12 protein-coding genes are annotated in these 15651 nt (G+C 44.4%); 7 read left to right on the top strand and 5 right to left on the bottom strand.

The genetic code is table 11. The features are described 5' to 3' along the window. Positions 1–32: 32 nt before the first annotated feature. The 3 genes from IGK61_RS03395 to IGK61_RS03405 all read right to left on the bottom strand — a co-directional run bounded on the left by IGK61_RS03395 (position 33) and on the right by IGK61_RS03405 (position 3569). Positions 33–1205 (bottom strand): glycoside hydrolase family 5 protein, encoded by a 1173-nt coding sequence (locus IGK61_RS03395; protein WP_074536357.1) that lies wholly within the window; start codon positions 1203–1205, stop codon positions 33–35. A gap of 1 nt (position 1206) precedes the next feature. Beyond that, positions 1207–2415, bottom strand: a complete 1209-nt coding sequence (locus tag IGK61_RS03400) for an MFS transporter (protein WP_074536358.1) — start codon at positions 2413–2415, stop codon at positions 1207–1209. Positions 2416–2669: 254 nt separating this feature from the next. Beyond that, positions 2670–3569: a helix-turn-helix domain-containing protein gene (locus IGK61_RS03405; protein ID WP_074536359.1), complete on the bottom strand. Its 900-nt coding sequence runs from the start codon at positions 3567–3569 to the stop codon at positions 2670–2672. Positions 3570–3768: 199 nt separating this feature from the next. Between IGK61_RS03405 and IGK61_RS03410 the strand changes: the two genes are divergently transcribed. Further along, on the top strand, positions 3769–5439 hold the full coding sequence (locus IGK61_RS03410; RefSeq protein ID WP_074536360.1) for a family 43 glycosylhydrolase: 1671 nt from the start codon (positions 3769–3771) through the stop codon (positions 5437–5439). A 132-nt stretch (positions 5440–5571) separates the two neighbouring features. Here the strand turns inward: IGK61_RS03410 and IGK61_RS03415 are convergent, their stop codons facing one another. After that, on the bottom strand, positions 5572–6387 hold the full coding sequence (locus IGK61_RS03415; RefSeq protein ID WP_074536361.1) for a DUF92 domain-containing protein: 816 nt from the start codon (positions 6385–6387) through the stop codon (positions 5572–5574). Positions 6388–6523: 136 nt separating this feature from the next. On the opposite strand from IGK61_RS03415, the gene IGK61_RS03420 reads away from it, so the two are divergent. From IGK61_RS03420 to IGK61_RS03445, 6 genes are all read left to right on the top strand, one after another. Further along, complete coding sequence (locus tag IGK61_RS03420) at positions 6524–7831, top strand: NAD(P)/FAD-dependent oxidoreductase (protein ID WP_074536362.1); 1308 nt, start codon at positions 6524–6526, stop codon at positions 7829–7831. Beyond that, entirely contained in the window at positions 7821–9263 is a 1443-nt protein-coding gene (locus tag IGK61_RS03425) for a helix-turn-helix domain-containing protein (RefSeq protein ID WP_074536363.1), read from the top strand. Before IGK61_RS03420 ends, IGK61_RS03425 begins: the two co-directional genes overlap by 11 nt. 131 nt (positions 9264–9394) lie before the next feature. Then, positions 9395–10915 (top strand): glycerol kinase GlpK, encoded by a 1521-nt coding sequence (glpK, locus tag IGK61_RS03430; protein ID WP_005225176.1) that lies wholly within the window; start codon positions 9395–9397, stop codon positions 10913–10915. 3 nt (positions 10916–10918) lie between these two features. Further along, on the top strand, positions 10919–12748 hold the full coding sequence (gene glpO, locus IGK61_RS03435; protein ID WP_015509063.1) for a type 1 glycerol-3-phosphate oxidase: 1830 nt from the start codon (positions 10919–10921) through the stop codon (positions 12746–12748). Then, positions 12741–13457 carry an MIP/aquaporin family protein gene (locus IGK61_RS03440; RefSeq protein WP_005225178.1) on the top strand — a complete coding sequence of 239 codons (717 nt, stop codon included), beginning with the start codon at positions 12741–12743 and terminating at the stop codon, positions 13455–13457. The genes glpO and IGK61_RS03440 overlap by 8 nt, the downstream gene beginning before the upstream one ends. A gap of 90 nt (positions 13458–13547) precedes the next feature. Next, positions 13548–14606: an alpha/beta hydrolase gene (locus IGK61_RS03445; protein WP_050759597.1), complete on the top strand. Its 1059-nt coding sequence runs from the start codon at positions 13548–13550 to the stop codon at positions 14604–14606. A gap of 59 nt (positions 14607–14665) precedes the next feature. On the opposite strand, the gene nrdF is transcribed toward IGK61_RS03445, so the two are convergent. Continuing rightward, positions 14666–15631 carry a class 1b ribonucleoside-diphosphate reductase subunit beta gene (gene nrdF, locus IGK61_RS03450; protein ID WP_005225180.1) on the bottom strand — a complete coding sequence of 322 codons (966 nt, stop codon included), beginning with the start codon at positions 15629–15631 and terminating at the stop codon, positions 14666–14668. Positions 15632–15651: the final 20 nt, after the last annotated feature.

The raw sequence follows: 15651 nt of genomic DNA on the forward strand, positions 1-15651 counted from the left end.
TGCTTCGTTCCAATCTCGCTTTTTGTTGTGTTTTAGAAACGTGGATCGATCCAGTTTTTTGCCATAGCGCGACTAGCATCCCAGGAATCCCAGCCATACCAAGCAGGCTCATTGATCGTATCGATGGATAACTTATAGGTCCAGTACATATGTCCGGCTCCTTGGTTCCAAGCTGTGATTGAAGCACGCCACAAAGTTTGATAAACTTCTTCTAATTCACTTTTTGTCAAACTACGGTTACTGCTGAATTCTTCTTGTGTTGGATTGATGCCGCCTTTGGTATCTGTACCAACAGCATAGGAGTTGAACAAGGACCACTCTCCAACAAAAACCTCGACATATTGTGCAACCGTGGCGATCTCTTTGGCTAAGCCATCAATGAAAGACACGTAGGCTTCCAAGGATTGCTCTGTGCCGGCCATTTCTGCCATCATAACGTATTGGTGCGTATCTAGCATGACATTGTGAAAATCGTTTTGGGCGAAAAACTCTTTCCAAGCATGCAATTGGAAGCCGTCATGAAAGACGATCACTTTGTCATCGCTTAAATAGTTGCGCATTCTTCGATAGGCATCTTGATAAAAAGTTTTCAAAAAGTCTAAAGAGATTGGTGCGCTACCTTTTGCTAACGCAAAATCACGAGGTGGAAAACGTTCCATGGGATTCATGCTGTGCCATACTTCACCATCTGTGATCGGTTCATTTAATACTTCAATGCCCCACAATGCCTCGTGATCTGCATATCTTTGCGCCAAACGTTCCAAGACCGTTAATTCGAACGCCACTTCTTCGGGCATTTGTGCCCATCTGACTACACCCGAGAGACCACCATTGTCAAAACCATTTTGGCTGAAGGGTGCGGTATGCAGATCGATCAAGATTTTTAGGTCATAAGCCTTCGCCCAAGCGAAGGCTTTATCCAAATAGTCGATACAGCCAATGAAGGGGGCACGATCACCAAAAATAAAATAAGGGACAGGTATTCGAACGGTATTGAAGCCAGCTGATGAAATGCGCAAGAAATCAGCTTCAGTGATGAATGTTTCACGATGAATCAACAACCGTGCTTGGTATTCAGCTTCTGGTAGATCATAGGCTAAATAATACTCGTCATCGGCAGGTGTTCCTTGAAAGAGACTAGGTGCCATCCATTTTTCTAATACAAGCCAACCGCCTAGGTTGACGCCTCTAAGTTTTTGTTCCATCTTATAGTTCCTCCTTACTAATAGGTGTGGTCGTTTTGTTGAAAGCGAGAAATAGAAAAATCAGAGCAATGATAGCCATGATTCCGGCAGCGATTCTGACTTGCATGACTGCCGTTGTCATGCCAAGTAGTTGACTGATAAAGTTTATGACATAGGGGGAAGAAAAAGCACCAAGATTACAAGCGACCATTGCCAAAGAAACAACTAAGTTATTGGCTTCTGGATCTACATCGCTAAGAATGACACTGTATACATAAGGAACGACAAGATTGGCAAGATAAACCACTAATAGACCAATGAAAAAGACGGTCATCGTAGGTGCAAAGGTTATCGTGAAAAAACCAACCATTGCGAAACTGATGACGACAACTGGCGTAAAGCGCTTTAATAATTTGGTGATTTGACCAAATGCTAATGCGACCAAGCTGCTAAAAATACCGGCGATCGCTAATGCGGTGGAAAGAAATCCTTGATTCGTCAGCGCCAATTCTTGAATCAGTAATGCAGAAGAAGTAATGACGACCATCAAACTAATGAAGAATAAAAAGAGAGTCAAAATACCTAAAGTTACGCTTAATGGCAGCTTTCTTCTTTTTGTAGCGGTGGTTGATGGCTGCGTTGTTTCAACTGGATTTTCATTGACGTTACGATAACCGAAAAGAAAAAGAAAGAGAATCGGTAAGATGACCAAGTACACTAAGAATGAAGCTTGCCACGAGATCGTTAACAGTAGGCCCGCAGCGAACGTCGCTAGGCTATTCCCTAAAGTCATCACGGCTGATTGAATACCTAATAAATTTTTTTGCTCGGCACCTGTAAAGTTGTCGCCGATCAAGGAGACGGTCATTGAGTTAAAGAGTCCCAGACCTGCGCCAAACAAAATACGGGCAAATAAAATCAAGCCAAAGTTCATTGTAAATGCCGGTAAGATGCCACCGACTAAAGCGATCATCAAGCCTAAACAGACCGTTCGCTTTTTGCCAAGTACTTTGATAAACCATGAACTTAGCAGAATGAAAATCAAGATTGCCATTGAGGGCAGTGTCAAAATAGATTGGACTTGTGCGGTGGTTCGGTCAGAAAAATCGTTCATAATAAAAGGTACGGCTGCTGCTACTGCACCAGCAGCTTGTACGACCAATGAAAGACTCAAAATTCCGATTTTTAACGGCAACCGACTTTTGATTGACATTGAATTTTCTGAAATCATACATATTCCCCTTAATGTAGTGCAAAGCAAGTGTGCTGAGAATATCCCTCATCTTGCTATTTTGCAACTAACTGTTTTTATTCCTGCAAACGATTTCTTGGTATTAATCATAAAGAATGCAGACAGGACTTGAAATATCAAAAAAAAGGGGAAATTTACCATTTTTCATTTATTATGCGAAAAAAAAGCTTTTTTTCGCATCCTCAGAGGAAGAAGTAGGGGTCGCTTTTCTCGAATCATTATTTGTCGATTACTTATTTTGCTGCTTCTAACTGGAGCTTACGGTATTTATTTGGCGACATGTTTGCCCATTTTTTGAATTGTCTCGTAAAGTGGGCGGCATTTTGATAGCCAATGATCTCTGCGATTTCGGCGATGGTCAATTTGGGTTGATGGAGATAGAATTTTGCCTGGTTGAAACGTAATTGATCTAAGTACTGTTTTGGACTACTAGCATAAACTTTTTTGAAAACCGTCAGCATCGTACTATTACTAATGTTCAATGAATTGGCTGTATAACTCATGGAAAGCAAGGCTTTGTTTTCTTCCGTTGGGCTTTGTGTGTACGTACGAAAATTTTGTTGGATCGATTCTGCGATCGCTTTTGCTAAAACAAGGGAAGTGTTATCTGTATGCGCTAACTGGTTTTTTTCATCTTCGACATAGTCTAGTAAGGCACGCATCAGTTCTAACAGTAAGATCTCAATGGCGATTTTTTCTTTCATTCCAAAGTATCCGCTTGCCAAAAACGCAATGTATTGCTGAAGGATCGCAACGATCGCTTGGTAGGCGGGATTCGTCTTTTTTAGTAGTAAAGGACAATACATCAACAACTGTTGCTGAATCTCAGGATCATCAAGATCGAAATGCATACAAAAATACTCTAAACCTTCTGTTACGAGACAAGTATTTTCATGAGCGGTACCAGGCGGTATCAGGATCACGTCATTTGCCACAAAATCAAACTGCCTGCCTTCAAATATTGTGCGTTGCTCTCCATCAATGATCATCATGATCTCAAAAGCAAAGTGGGTCTCTTGCGGTGCACACCATCCTTGGGAAACGCGTTGCTTGTGTCCACCAAAGGTTTTTAAATTGATATCGATATCGGGTAATTTGACCAGCTGTTCTAGCCATTTAGGTGTTGGGTTCATTCAGAACGACCTCCTTAAAAATGAAAAATGGTAAGTATTGGCTTTTTTTTGATATTCATTCTACCCTAAAAGTTTCGTAAGATAAATGTAGCAACCAAATAAAACGGTTTCAATTTATCGCATTCGCCTGCAAACGATGATAAAAAAACTGTCGTTTGGTTGCAAAACGAATAAAAAGTTAAGAATAGGAAGGAAGCTTATGACAATCATCAAAAATCCAGTTATTCCTGGAATGGCGCCTGATCCCTCTATCATTTGTGTGGATGAGCGTTATTATATCGCAACTTCAACCTTCCATTGGAAACCTGCGATTCAACTTTTCGAATCAAAGGATCTTGCGAATTGGCAACTTGTTGGCTATGCCTTGAACAATGAAGAAGTGAATTTACGTGGAACCAATACACCAGCTGGTATTTGGGCACCGCATTTATCTTATGATCCACAAACAAAACGATTTTGGCTGGCGTATTCACATATGGTCAACATGGCAGGACGTGAATTTAATGCTGATTCCTATGCCGTTTGGGCGACTGACATCCGAGGACCATGGTCAGAACCGATTTATTTTACCTCAATTGGCTTTGATCCAGCGCTGTTTCATGACGAGGATGGGCGGCATTATTTAACGATTTTGGAATGGGAAACAAGAGAAGGTTATCAAGCGCCGGGGCATATTGTTCTTGCGGAGATCGACTTGCCTTCAGGTAAATTACTGTCCCCTTGGCATCGCGTAACGCAAGGATTCACCACCAGAGGGTGTGCGGAAGCACCCCAAATCTACAAGCATCAAGGGGCGTACTTTTTATTGCTGGCATCTGGAGGCACGGGCTATGCTCATGGTGTGGAAGTCGGTCGCGCAGAAACTATTTTTGGCCCTTATGAAGCACATCCTTCAGGCGAACCGATCCTTACTTCTTCTCCAAGGCATCTGTTTTCTTTGGGCGACCCTGATGCTGGGCATTTTGAAATGGTCAATCCTCATTCAGTGATGCAAAAAGCAGGACATGGTTCGCTCGTCCATACCCATACTGATGAATGGTTCATGGCTCATTTAATGGCAAGACCCTTAGAGGGGCAGCTGTTGAATCCTCTTGGAAGAGAAGCTTCTATTCAAAGGATGCACTGGACCGAGGACAATTGGTTGGAAATGGAAGATGGAAGCAATTTGGCAAAAATGACTTTTAAAGGATTAGCTGGTGTTCCAATTGACAATGAACCAAACACTGATTTATTTGATTCATTTCAAGAGCCGCAGTATCTGTTAGAATTTATGACACCGTATCGCCAACAACATCAGTCATGGGTCAGTACGCAAAAGCGGCAGGGGTTCTTACGGATCTATGGGGGCAATTCCTTGTTTTCACAGATGAATCCTGCCATCATGGCAACACGAGCAACCTCTTTCACCTATGAGGTGGAGACCTTGTTGGAGTTTCAACCGAACCATTATTCACAAACAGCAGGACTTGGGCTTTATTATGATTCAAACAATTGGTTATATGCTCATGTTACCTATTCAGAAGAAAAGCGATGTCCTTATTTGACTCTCTTACAAGCAAAATTAGGACAAAGGATCGAATATGTAAATACGCGCGTCGTCGTTCCCGAAGGAAATATTCAGCTGAAAATTGGATACGACCACGGGATCGCAAATGTCTACTATCGATTAGAGGAACAAGAGACTTGGCAAGTTGTGCTCCAAGATCTGTCAGTGGCTTACTTATCTGATGAAGGAGTCAATGGAATGCCTGGAGAAATAGGTGGCTTCACAGGATTGTTTAATTTTATTGGTGCCGTGGATGCACATCAACATCAATCCTATGCTGATTTTGCTTATTATAAAGTGACGAATCATTCGCCTGCATCTTAATCAGGCTCCTTATGGAGTGAGCACCCGTATCATTCTTTCACTAAACAAATAAAAACCTTCAAGAGAAACACAAACGTGTAGCTCTCGAAGGTTTTTTGTATGAAGGAACTGTCATCGCAGTGGATTGCCTGATTACTTGAAAAAATAGCCAGTTAGCAAGATCGATACAATAACGATCACTATTGAAGTCAGCAAATTGACCCCTTCATTCGTTACAAAGGAAAGACCGCCGACTTGCTTGGTGGCAACGTCGTGGTGGACTTTTTTTTCGGTGTATTGGTGACAGACAGGGCATTGATAGCGCACCTGAATCGTTGCGCCCAGTAAGCTATCCAAGAGACTACCGCAAAAGCCTAAAGCAGTCAAGGTCAACCAGAGATCAAAGGAGAATGGCTTGCTGTTCAACCATAAGGCTGCTGCGAATAAACCAGTGATGGCGAGACTCCCTGCTAGGGAAGCGGCAGTTCCCAACCAACTGACACCACCGGAAAGTCCTGGTGGTAATTTTTTTCCCGTTAGTAAGTGACGCGGTGGACTTGGACTCAGCACGCCGATTTCTGAGCCCCAAGTGTCAGCCGTACAGCTAGCGATTCCCGCCACAAATCCCCAAAGGAATAGCGGTTCTTTCGTCCAAAAGGCAAGCAGTAGAGCAAAGATGCTTGGTGCGATGTTCGCAAAGACTTGTTTTGCATCACGGCGAGCACCTTTGGCAGGTACAGCTGACTCTGGCTGACTGCGCATTTTCTTTAAAAGACCAATGATGCCAGAGCTGGCAAAGAAAAAGCCAATCAAAAAGATGCTGTACCACGGACCAAAGCCAATGACCAGTGTGCCGCAAAGAATCGCAGCCAGTGCGCCAGAAACAGTCAGCCACTGAAAGACGAATGCTGCCGCTGCAACGAATGTACTGGCAAACAATCCCAGCATGAATTGATAAAAGAAAACCATTTGAACACTCCTTTGCGTATAGTGTAGCATAGGTCTCATTTATTTTACCGCAGTTAACAAAAAAATAGTCAGCCTGATAGCTTTTTACTCGTCAAATGAGAGCGTTTCATTTAAGCTAAGGGAGAGAGGTGATCCAATGAAAATCATTATCGTAGGCGGGTCCTTTGGGGGTGTCAGCTGCGCCCGTGAAGCACGCCGATTATACCCTGACGCAGAGATTTTATTGATAGAAAAAAAAGCCCATCTTGGGTTTGTTCCAAGCGGTTTGTTATTGCTGATCGAAGGCAGGATCGCATCGCTGGAAGAAGCATTCTTTTGTACGAAGGAGCAGCTGGAGGCAGAAACGATTGACGTTGCCTTAGAAGAAACGCTTCTGGAGATTTTTCCTTCGGATCATCGGATTCGAACGGATCAGCGAGAACTTAGTTATGATCGACTCGTCTTGGCAGCAGGCTCCAGTCAAGATTCCACTGTTTTGCCACAACCAGAAGAAGCACTACTGACCTACAAGGAATATGAGGCAGCCAAGCATTTCTTGCAGCAATTGCCCCAAGCAGAGTCGATTACCATCGTAGGTGCTGGTCAAGCGGGGATGGAAGCGGCGAATACCTTGACTGCGATCGGAAAAAAAGTCAGTGTGATCGAATCAATGTCATATCCTTTATTCAAGTACTTTGATCACGATTTTTTGCAGCCCTTTTTAACGGAGATCGAAAAAATCCCCAACTTGCAGCTGCATTGGTCCAAGCCAACTTTGGCAGTCGTTAAAACGGAAACAGGCTTTCGGATCGAAACCGCCGATCAAGGCTATGAAAGCGATCTGGTATTGACGACAGTCAACGTTCATCCTCGCTTGCCAGAGGCATTTGCGGTCTTTGAATTACACAGTGATCAAACCATCTGGACAGATGCCTACTTGGAAACTTCTGCCACGGATATTTTTGCGGTCGGCGATTTGATCCAAATTCCGAATGCTATTACGAAAGACACGGTCTATATGCCCTTAGTCAACAATGCTGTTCGCTCAGGGATCGCAGCAGCTCGCAATCTGGCAAGCAAAACCATCCCGTTTCGTGGCGGATTGCGGACAGTCGGTACGCAACTGTTTGGGTGGTACTTAGCAAGCACCGGCTTGACCGAGTCGGATCGGTTTTTCTTCGAATCTCCGATCGTCTGTCATACGTTTACTGCCGCCAGTTCCTTGTTTGATCCAACACAGGTTCATGGAAAAGTGATGATCGAACAAGCCAGCGGCCGAATCGTTGGTGCGCAGCTTTTATCAAAAGCCAATATTTTGGAAAAAATCAATTTACTAGCGTTTGCGATCGAGCAGCAGGCAACGATGGAGGAGTTGACCCAAAAAGACTTTTTCTTCCATCCACGGTTCACTAATGTAATCGACGAAACTTTTCTATGGTCGGGAAGTGATGCCGATGAGACTTGATCAGTTATTAGAAAAAAAAGAAGCAAAGCAATTGCAGCTGATCAAAAAGCTTTTACTGGTGGGCGGAAAAATGGAGCTGCACGAGCTGGCGAGCTATCTTGGCATCAGTAAGCCTTCCTTGGAAAAATATGTGGAGGAGTTGCAAGATGAGCTGGCTCACTACCAAGAGCAGTGTCAGTTGTATTATCGAAAAGGTGTCCTGGTCTTTGAAATGAGTCCCACTTTTTCCCTCAATCAAATCGAATGGGCGTTTTATCGTTCAGCATTGAAATTTCAAATCCTCGAGCATCTTTTGCAGCATCAAGAGGTGACCACTGTCCAGCTGGCACAAAAATTAGCGGTCAGCGAGTCATCCTTGTTTCGCAAAATCAAAGAGCTAAATGGCTTGCTAGCAGAATTCGAGTTAGAGATCTGGCAAGGAAAGCTGATTGGGGAAGAAACGCAAATTCGTTATTTCTATTTTGAACTCTTTTGGTATGTCCATTCTTTCGACAGTCAGCCGCTGCCGATCGATGAAAAATACGTCGGTCTGATCACACGAGGTCTGAACATGACCTTCACGAAAGAAGCACAACAGCGCTTGTCCCTATGGCTGAGGATCATGAAGGCGCGACTGAAAATTGCTACTCAATCCTTTCAAGTCTTACGGGAGAAAATGGTACCCTACACGAAAGATCCTTTGTTTCAGCAATTACGGGAGTTGGTATTTCGTGGGTTTGGCCATTACGCATTAGAAGTCAGAGAAGAGGAGGCGATGCTGCACTTTGTCTTTTTACTGTCGTTCTCGGTGTTATCCGAACACGATCTGCAAGTGTATATGCTGCAGCGTTCTCGGTTTACGCCAACTGCCTTGACGGATACCTTGATTTTGGAACATATTTTGCATCTCTACCGCCCATCGTTTGTTCCCCGTGAAATCGAAGCCACTTGTTATGGTCACCTGCTGCAGATCCACAGCCGCGTGTATTTTTTCAAAGGGGATGTGGAGGTTTTTGATCGAGAAAATATTTGGCAGTTAGAAGCGCAGCTATCCAGTCGTAACATCCAGCAAATCAGTCACGAACTATTGGATAAGGCTTTAGCAGAGCTTGATATCAAGCCATCTGATAAAAATAGTTTGTTGATGATGACGATGGTCAAATACTTGAGTGTGATCACGATCATCGATTATCAAATCAATCGGGAGTTTCGCGTCGGGATCGCTTTGAAAATGGATGAACTGTTTAAAGAAGCCCTCTACTACATGTGGCTGCTGTATCTCAAAAATTTGAATGGCGTAGTCGTAGAACGCTATCGCCCAGAACAAGAATATGACTTGATCTTGGCAAATTATGCTATCGAGACGAAAACACCGACTTATCGAATCAGTGAACTAGGTACCGCTTATGATCGGGAAACGATCAAAAAAATGATCCGCGAACGCTTTCAATAGTGGATTTCGTCAATTTCTTAGAAATTTGAAAAAAAATTGACGAACCACATAGCGAAAGTTCAGCTAAAATAAAAGCAAGTCAGAAAGCGCTAACAAGAAAAGCGTATAAAAAACTAAAGGGAGCGAATCAAATGGCAGAAAAAAATTATGTAATGGCGATCGACCAAGGAACCACTAGTTCAAGAGCAATTATTTTTGATCGTAATGGGAAAAAAATCGGTAGTTCACAAAAAGAGTTTCCGCAATACTTTCCAAAATCGGGTTGGGTAGAACACAACGCCAACGAAATTTGGAACTCTGTCCAATCAGTCATCGCAGGGGCATTTATTGAATCAGGTATCCGACCAGAAGCAATCGCCGGCATCGGGATCACCAACCAGCGTGAAACGACAGTGGTTTGGGACAAAACGACAGGCCAGCCGATCGCAAATGCAATCGTTTGGCAATCCCGCCAATCTTCACCGATCGCTGACCAATTAAAAGCAGATGGCCATACAGAGATGATCCATGAAAAAACTGGGTTAGTCATTGATGCGTATTTCTCAGCGACCAAGGTGCGCTGGCTTTTAGACAATATCGAAGGGGCACAAGAAAAGGCGGATAATGGTGAGCTACTCTTCGGAACGATCGATTCATGGCTTGTGTGGAAACTGACAGATGGACAAGTCCATGTCACCGACTACTCCAATGCTAGTCGGACGATGCTTTACAACATTCATAAATTAGAGTGGGATCAAGAAATTTTGGATCTTTTGAACATTCCAAGCTCGATGTTACCAGAAGTCAAAAGCAACTCAGAAGTCTATGGTCACACCCGCAGCTACCATTTTTACGGCAGTGAAGTACCAATCGCTGGAATGGCTGGGGACCAACAAGCCGCCCTCTTTGGGCAAATGGCCTTTGAAAAAGGCATGATCAAAAATACTTACGGCACTGGGGCATTTATCGTCATGAATACGGGTGAAGAACCACAATTGTCTGACAATGACCTACTGACGACCATCGGGTATGGCATCAACGGCAAAGTCTATTATGCCTTAGAAGGAAGTATCTTCGTTGCTGGATCAGCGATCCAATGGCTGCGGGACGGTCTACGAATGATCGAGTCTTCTCCGCAATCAGAAGAAATAGCTGCCAAAGCAAAAGGCGATAATGAAGTGTATGTGGTGCCTGCCTTTACTGGATTGGGTGCACCTTATTGGGATTCAGATGCAAGAGGAGCCGTCTTTGGCTTGACTCGTGGGACGACGAAGGAAGATTTTGTTCGGGCAACATTGCAAGCTGTTGCGTATCAATCAAAAGATGTCATCGACACGATGAAAAAAGATTCTGGCATCGATATCCCATTGCTGAAAGTCGATGGCGGTGCAGCCAAAAACGATCTATTGATGCAGTTCCAAGCGGACATTTTAGACATTGACGTGCAACGAGCTGCGAATCTGGAAACAACCGCATTAGGTGCAGCTTACTTGGCAGGGCTAGCGGTTGGCTTCTGGAAAGACTTGGATGAATTGAAATCAATGGCAGAAGAAGGGCAAATGTTTACACCAGAAATGCCAGCAGAAGAAAGAGACAATTTGTACGAAGGCTGGAAACAAGCGGTGGCAGCTACTCAGACCTTCAAATTCAAAGCGAAGAAAGAAGGCGAGTAAGCCATGACCTTTTCACATAAAGATCGGAAGCAAACCATTCAAGAAGCGGCAAAGACCACCTATGATGTATTGATCATCGGTGGTGGGATCACTGGCGCGGGGGTTGCTGTTCAAACCGCAGCCGCTGGGATGAAGACGGTGCTTTTGGAAATGCAGGATTTTGCCGAAGGAACGTCTTCGCGGTCCACCAAACTCGTTCATGGCGGTATTCGTTATTTGAAAACCTTTGACGTGGAAGTGGTCGCTGACACCGTGCGGGAACGGGCGATCGTGCAGCAAATTGCTCCGCATATCCCGAAACCAGATCCAATGCTTTTGCCAATCTATGATGAACCAGGGGCAACCTTCTCCTTGTTTTCTGTCAAAGTGGCGATGGATCTTTATGATCGCTTAGCGAATGTGACAGGCAGTAAATACGAAAATTATCTGCTGACGAAAGAAGAGGTCTTAGAACGCGAACCTCAGCTGCAGGCGGAAAACTTAGTCGGTGGCGGTGTCTATCTTGATTTTCGCAACAACGATGCCCGCTTGGTGATCGAAAACATCAAACGAGCACAAGCCGATGGGGCAGCAATGATCAGTAAAGCCAAAGTCGTCGGCATCTTACATGATGAGCAAGGCATCATCAATGGGGTAGAAGTGGAGGATCAACTGACAAACGAGCGCTTTGAGGTTCACGCCAAAGTCGTGATCAACACGACAGGCCCTTGGTCAGACATCGTTCGTCAATTAGACAAGAATGATGAGCTGCCGCCACAAATGCGTCCGACGAAAGGTGTCCATTTAGTGGTCGATCGGGAAAAACTAAAAGTGCCGCAACCAACCTACTTCGATACTGGGAAAAATGATGGTCGGATGGTTTTCGTGGTACCAAGAGAAAATAAGACCTATTTTGGCACAACCGATACGGATTATACAGGCGATTTCGCCCATCCAACGGTCACGCAAGAAGATGTTGATTATCTACTGACCATCGTGAATGAACGCTTCCCTCACGCTCAGATCACCCTTGATGATATCGAAGCGAGCTGGGCAGGATTGCGTCCGTTGATTGTGAATAATGGCGGGTCTGATTACAATGGCGGTGGTAAAGGCAAACTATCGGATGAAAGCTTTGAGCAGATCGTTGAAAGCGTCAAAGAGTATCTTGAAGATGAGCGGCAGCGACCAGTCGTAGAAAAAGCCGTAAAACAAGCACAAGAACGAGTAGAAGCCAGCAAAGTGGATCCATCGCAAGTTTCTCGCGGCAGCAGTTTGGAACGCTCAAAAGACGGACTATTGACGTTGGCAGGGGGAAAAATCACCGATTATCGCTTGATGGCGGAAGGAGCAGTCAAACGGATCAATGAATTGCTCCAAGAAAGCGGTGCATCCTTCGAGTTGGTGGATTCAACCACGTACCCAGTTTCTGGTGGTGAGCTTGATGCAGCCAATGTAGAGGAAGACTTAGCGAAGCTGGCTGACCAAGCGCAAGCCGCTGGATTCGATGAAGCCGCTGCAACGTATTTGGCTCATCTTTATGGGTCGAATCTTCCCCAAGTGTTGAACTACAAGACGAAGTTTGAGGGCTTAGATGAAAAAGAAAGTACGGCCTTGAACTATTCCTTGCATGAAGAAATGGTTCTGACGCCTGTCGATTATCTATTGCGTCGGACCAACCATATCCTATTTATGCGAGACACCTTAGATGAAGTCAAAGCCGGTGTCGTTGCAGCTATGACCGACTTCTTTGGCTGGAGCGAGGAAGAAAAAGCAGCCCATGTAGCAGAATTGAACCAAGTGATCGCAGAATCAGATTTAACAGCCTTAAAAGGAGGAAAAAAAGATGAATGAAACAACCCAGATCTTTAGTGAATTTCTAGGAACGGCTATTTTGGTTTTGTTAGGGGATGGTGTGTGTGCGGCTGTCAATCTGAAAAAGAGTAAAGCAGAAGCCTCTGGCTGGATCGTGATCGCAATGGGCTGGGCGACAGCGGTAACGATTGCCGTTTACGTTTCAGGGTACATGGGACCTGCTCACTTGAATCCAGCCGTTACATTAGGCATGGCGATGACGGGGAATTTTTCTTGGAGCTTGGCTGTACCGTTTATGCTGGCACAAATTGCTGGTGCGATCGTAGGGGCGATCCTCGTTTGGCTCAACTACTTGCCATTATGGGATGAAACAAAAGACCAAGGCGCGATTTTAGGTACCTTTGCAACAGGGCCTGCAGTTCGTAATTTAGTATCGAATACCATCACTGAAGTGATTGGTACCTTTGTCTTAGTCTTTGGCTTATTGGCTTTTGGTGCCAATACCTTTACGGATGGATTAAATCCCATCGTCGTTGGGATCTTGATCTTAGCGATCGGGCTGTCGCTTGGTGGACCAACAGGCTATGCCATCAATCCGGCACGGGACTTAGGACCACGGATCGCTCACCAAATCTTGCCAATCAAAAACAAAGGGACTTCCGATTGGGGCTATGCGTTAGTACCAATCATCGGTCCAATGATCGGGGCAGCGATCGCTGCTGGTTTGTTTATGATGTTGCCATTATAAACGATGTTATTTTAAGGATGATGCCTATTGGTATCATCCTTTTTTAATCTTTAGCGATTGTCATTGAATTTGCTAAAAAAACATGGTTAAATGAAAAAGCTGAAACAGAAAGAAGGAAGGAGCTTTTACTTGAAAAAAATTCTGCGCTTTTTCATGTGGGTGGCGATTGTCCTGATCGGACTCTTAGCTGCCGTTTTTCTGGCTTTTCAACTCTCCCCACGACCGGGGGCTTTTTTGATCGGTCATCTGTTTAACCAAGAAGTGACCATCAAGGATGAGGCAGCTTATCAAAAAAGTTTGCCGAATGTGACGGTCAAACAGGACTTGACGTATCAATCGGATTATCAACGTAGTACCTTTGATCTATATTATCCCAAAGAGGCACAAGAAGGCCCTGTTCCAGTCATTTTTTGGGTCCATGGGGGCGGCTATGTCGGCGGAGACAAAGAAGGGGTCAAAGAGTTTGCGACCTATGTCGTCGATGAAACCAAAGCCGCTGTGATTTCGATTAATTATGAATGGGCGCCAAGTTTGCATTATCCGGGACAGGTCAAACAATTAGCCCAAGCGGTAGACTCGATCAAAGCAGATGCCCAAGCATACCCCATGCTTGATTTCGATCAACTCTTCTTTGGTGGAGATTCTGCAGGTGCCCAAATTGCCGGGCAATATGTGGCGCTGCAAACCAATCCAGCGTATGCGAAGGAAATGTCCTTTGATCAAGATATTCCTGCATCGGCCCTGAAAGGGTTTATTTCCTATTGCGGACCGCTTGATTTGAAGCAGATCGCTGGGACTTCTTCAGATGATCGCTTTATGAAATTCTTTGTCAAAACGGTGGCTTGGTCGTTATTAGGAAAAAAAGAATGGCAAGATAGTCCCCAACTGCAGGAAATCTCACTGGTGGATAAATTGACGGCTGATTTTCCACCAACGTATATCACGGATGGCAATGCCTATTCCTTTGAAGACCAAGGCATTGCCTTTGCCAACCAGCTGCAAGCTCTTGATATTCCCGTGACGAGTCGCTTTTACAAAGGGGATTCGGAAACGGTGACCCACGAATACCAATTTGATTATAGCTTGCCCCAAGCACAGGCCTGTTTGACAGAAACGTTGACCTTTATCAAAGACCAGTTGGCTCACTAAAAAACACCTTGTTTCTCACCCTCAATTGGCGAGAAACAAGGTGTTTATTTGTCAGCAGATCAATCAAGTCCGATGAAGTAGTCATCGTCTTTCATCGCTTCCACGGAACCAAGCAGATACCCGTTCCCAACTTGTGAGAAGAAGTCGTGGTTGCTGGTACCAGTTGAAATACCGTTCATGACGATTGGATTGACATCGTTGGCGGTATCTGGGAAAAGCGGGTCTTGACCTAGATTCATCAAAGCCTTATTGGCATTGTAACGCAAGAAGGTTTTGACTTCTTCGGTCCAGCCGATCTCATCGTATAATTCTTCGGTATAACGCTCTTCATTTTCATACAACTCATACAACAAATCGTACATCCAGTCTTTCAGCTTTTGCTGTTCGTCTTCTGGTAATTCGTTGAAACCTAATTGGAATTTGTAGCCGATATACGTGCCGTGAACGGATTCGTCACGAATGATCAATTTGATGATCTCCGCTACGTTCGCTAGTTTGTTATTGCCTAAGTAGTAAAGGGGTGTATAGAAACCTGAATAGAATAAGAAGGTCTCTAGAAATACACTGGCGATTTTTTTCTCTAGCGGTGTGCCATTTTTGTAGATCTCATTGATTCGTTCGGCTTTCTTTTGCAAATATGGATTGGTGTTGGTCCATTCAAAAATATCAGCGATCTCCGCTTTTGTATTCAGGGTGCTGAAAATCGATGAATAGCTTTTTGCATGGACAGATTCCATAAATTGGATGTTGTTCAAGACCGCTTCTTCATGTGGGGTGCGGACATCTTTACGCAGTTGATCCATACCGCTTTCTGATTGAACGGTATCTAATAAAGTCAAGCCGCCAAAGACGTAGCCCACCGTTGTTTTTTCTAATGGAGATAGCGTCCGCCAGTCATCAAGGTCATTTGATAAAGGGATCCGCGTATCTAACCAGAATTGTTCTGTTAATTTTTCCCAAGTGGATTTATCGATGATATCTTCGATCTCATTCCAGTTGATTGCTTCATAGTAAGTCTTACCCATAGTCGGTTCCTCCAATAATC

Source organism: Enterococcus sp. AZ063 (assembly GCF_051715045.1).
Lineage (GTDB): Bacteria > Bacillota > Bacilli > Lactobacillales > Enterococcaceae > Enterococcus_D > Enterococcus_D casseliflavus.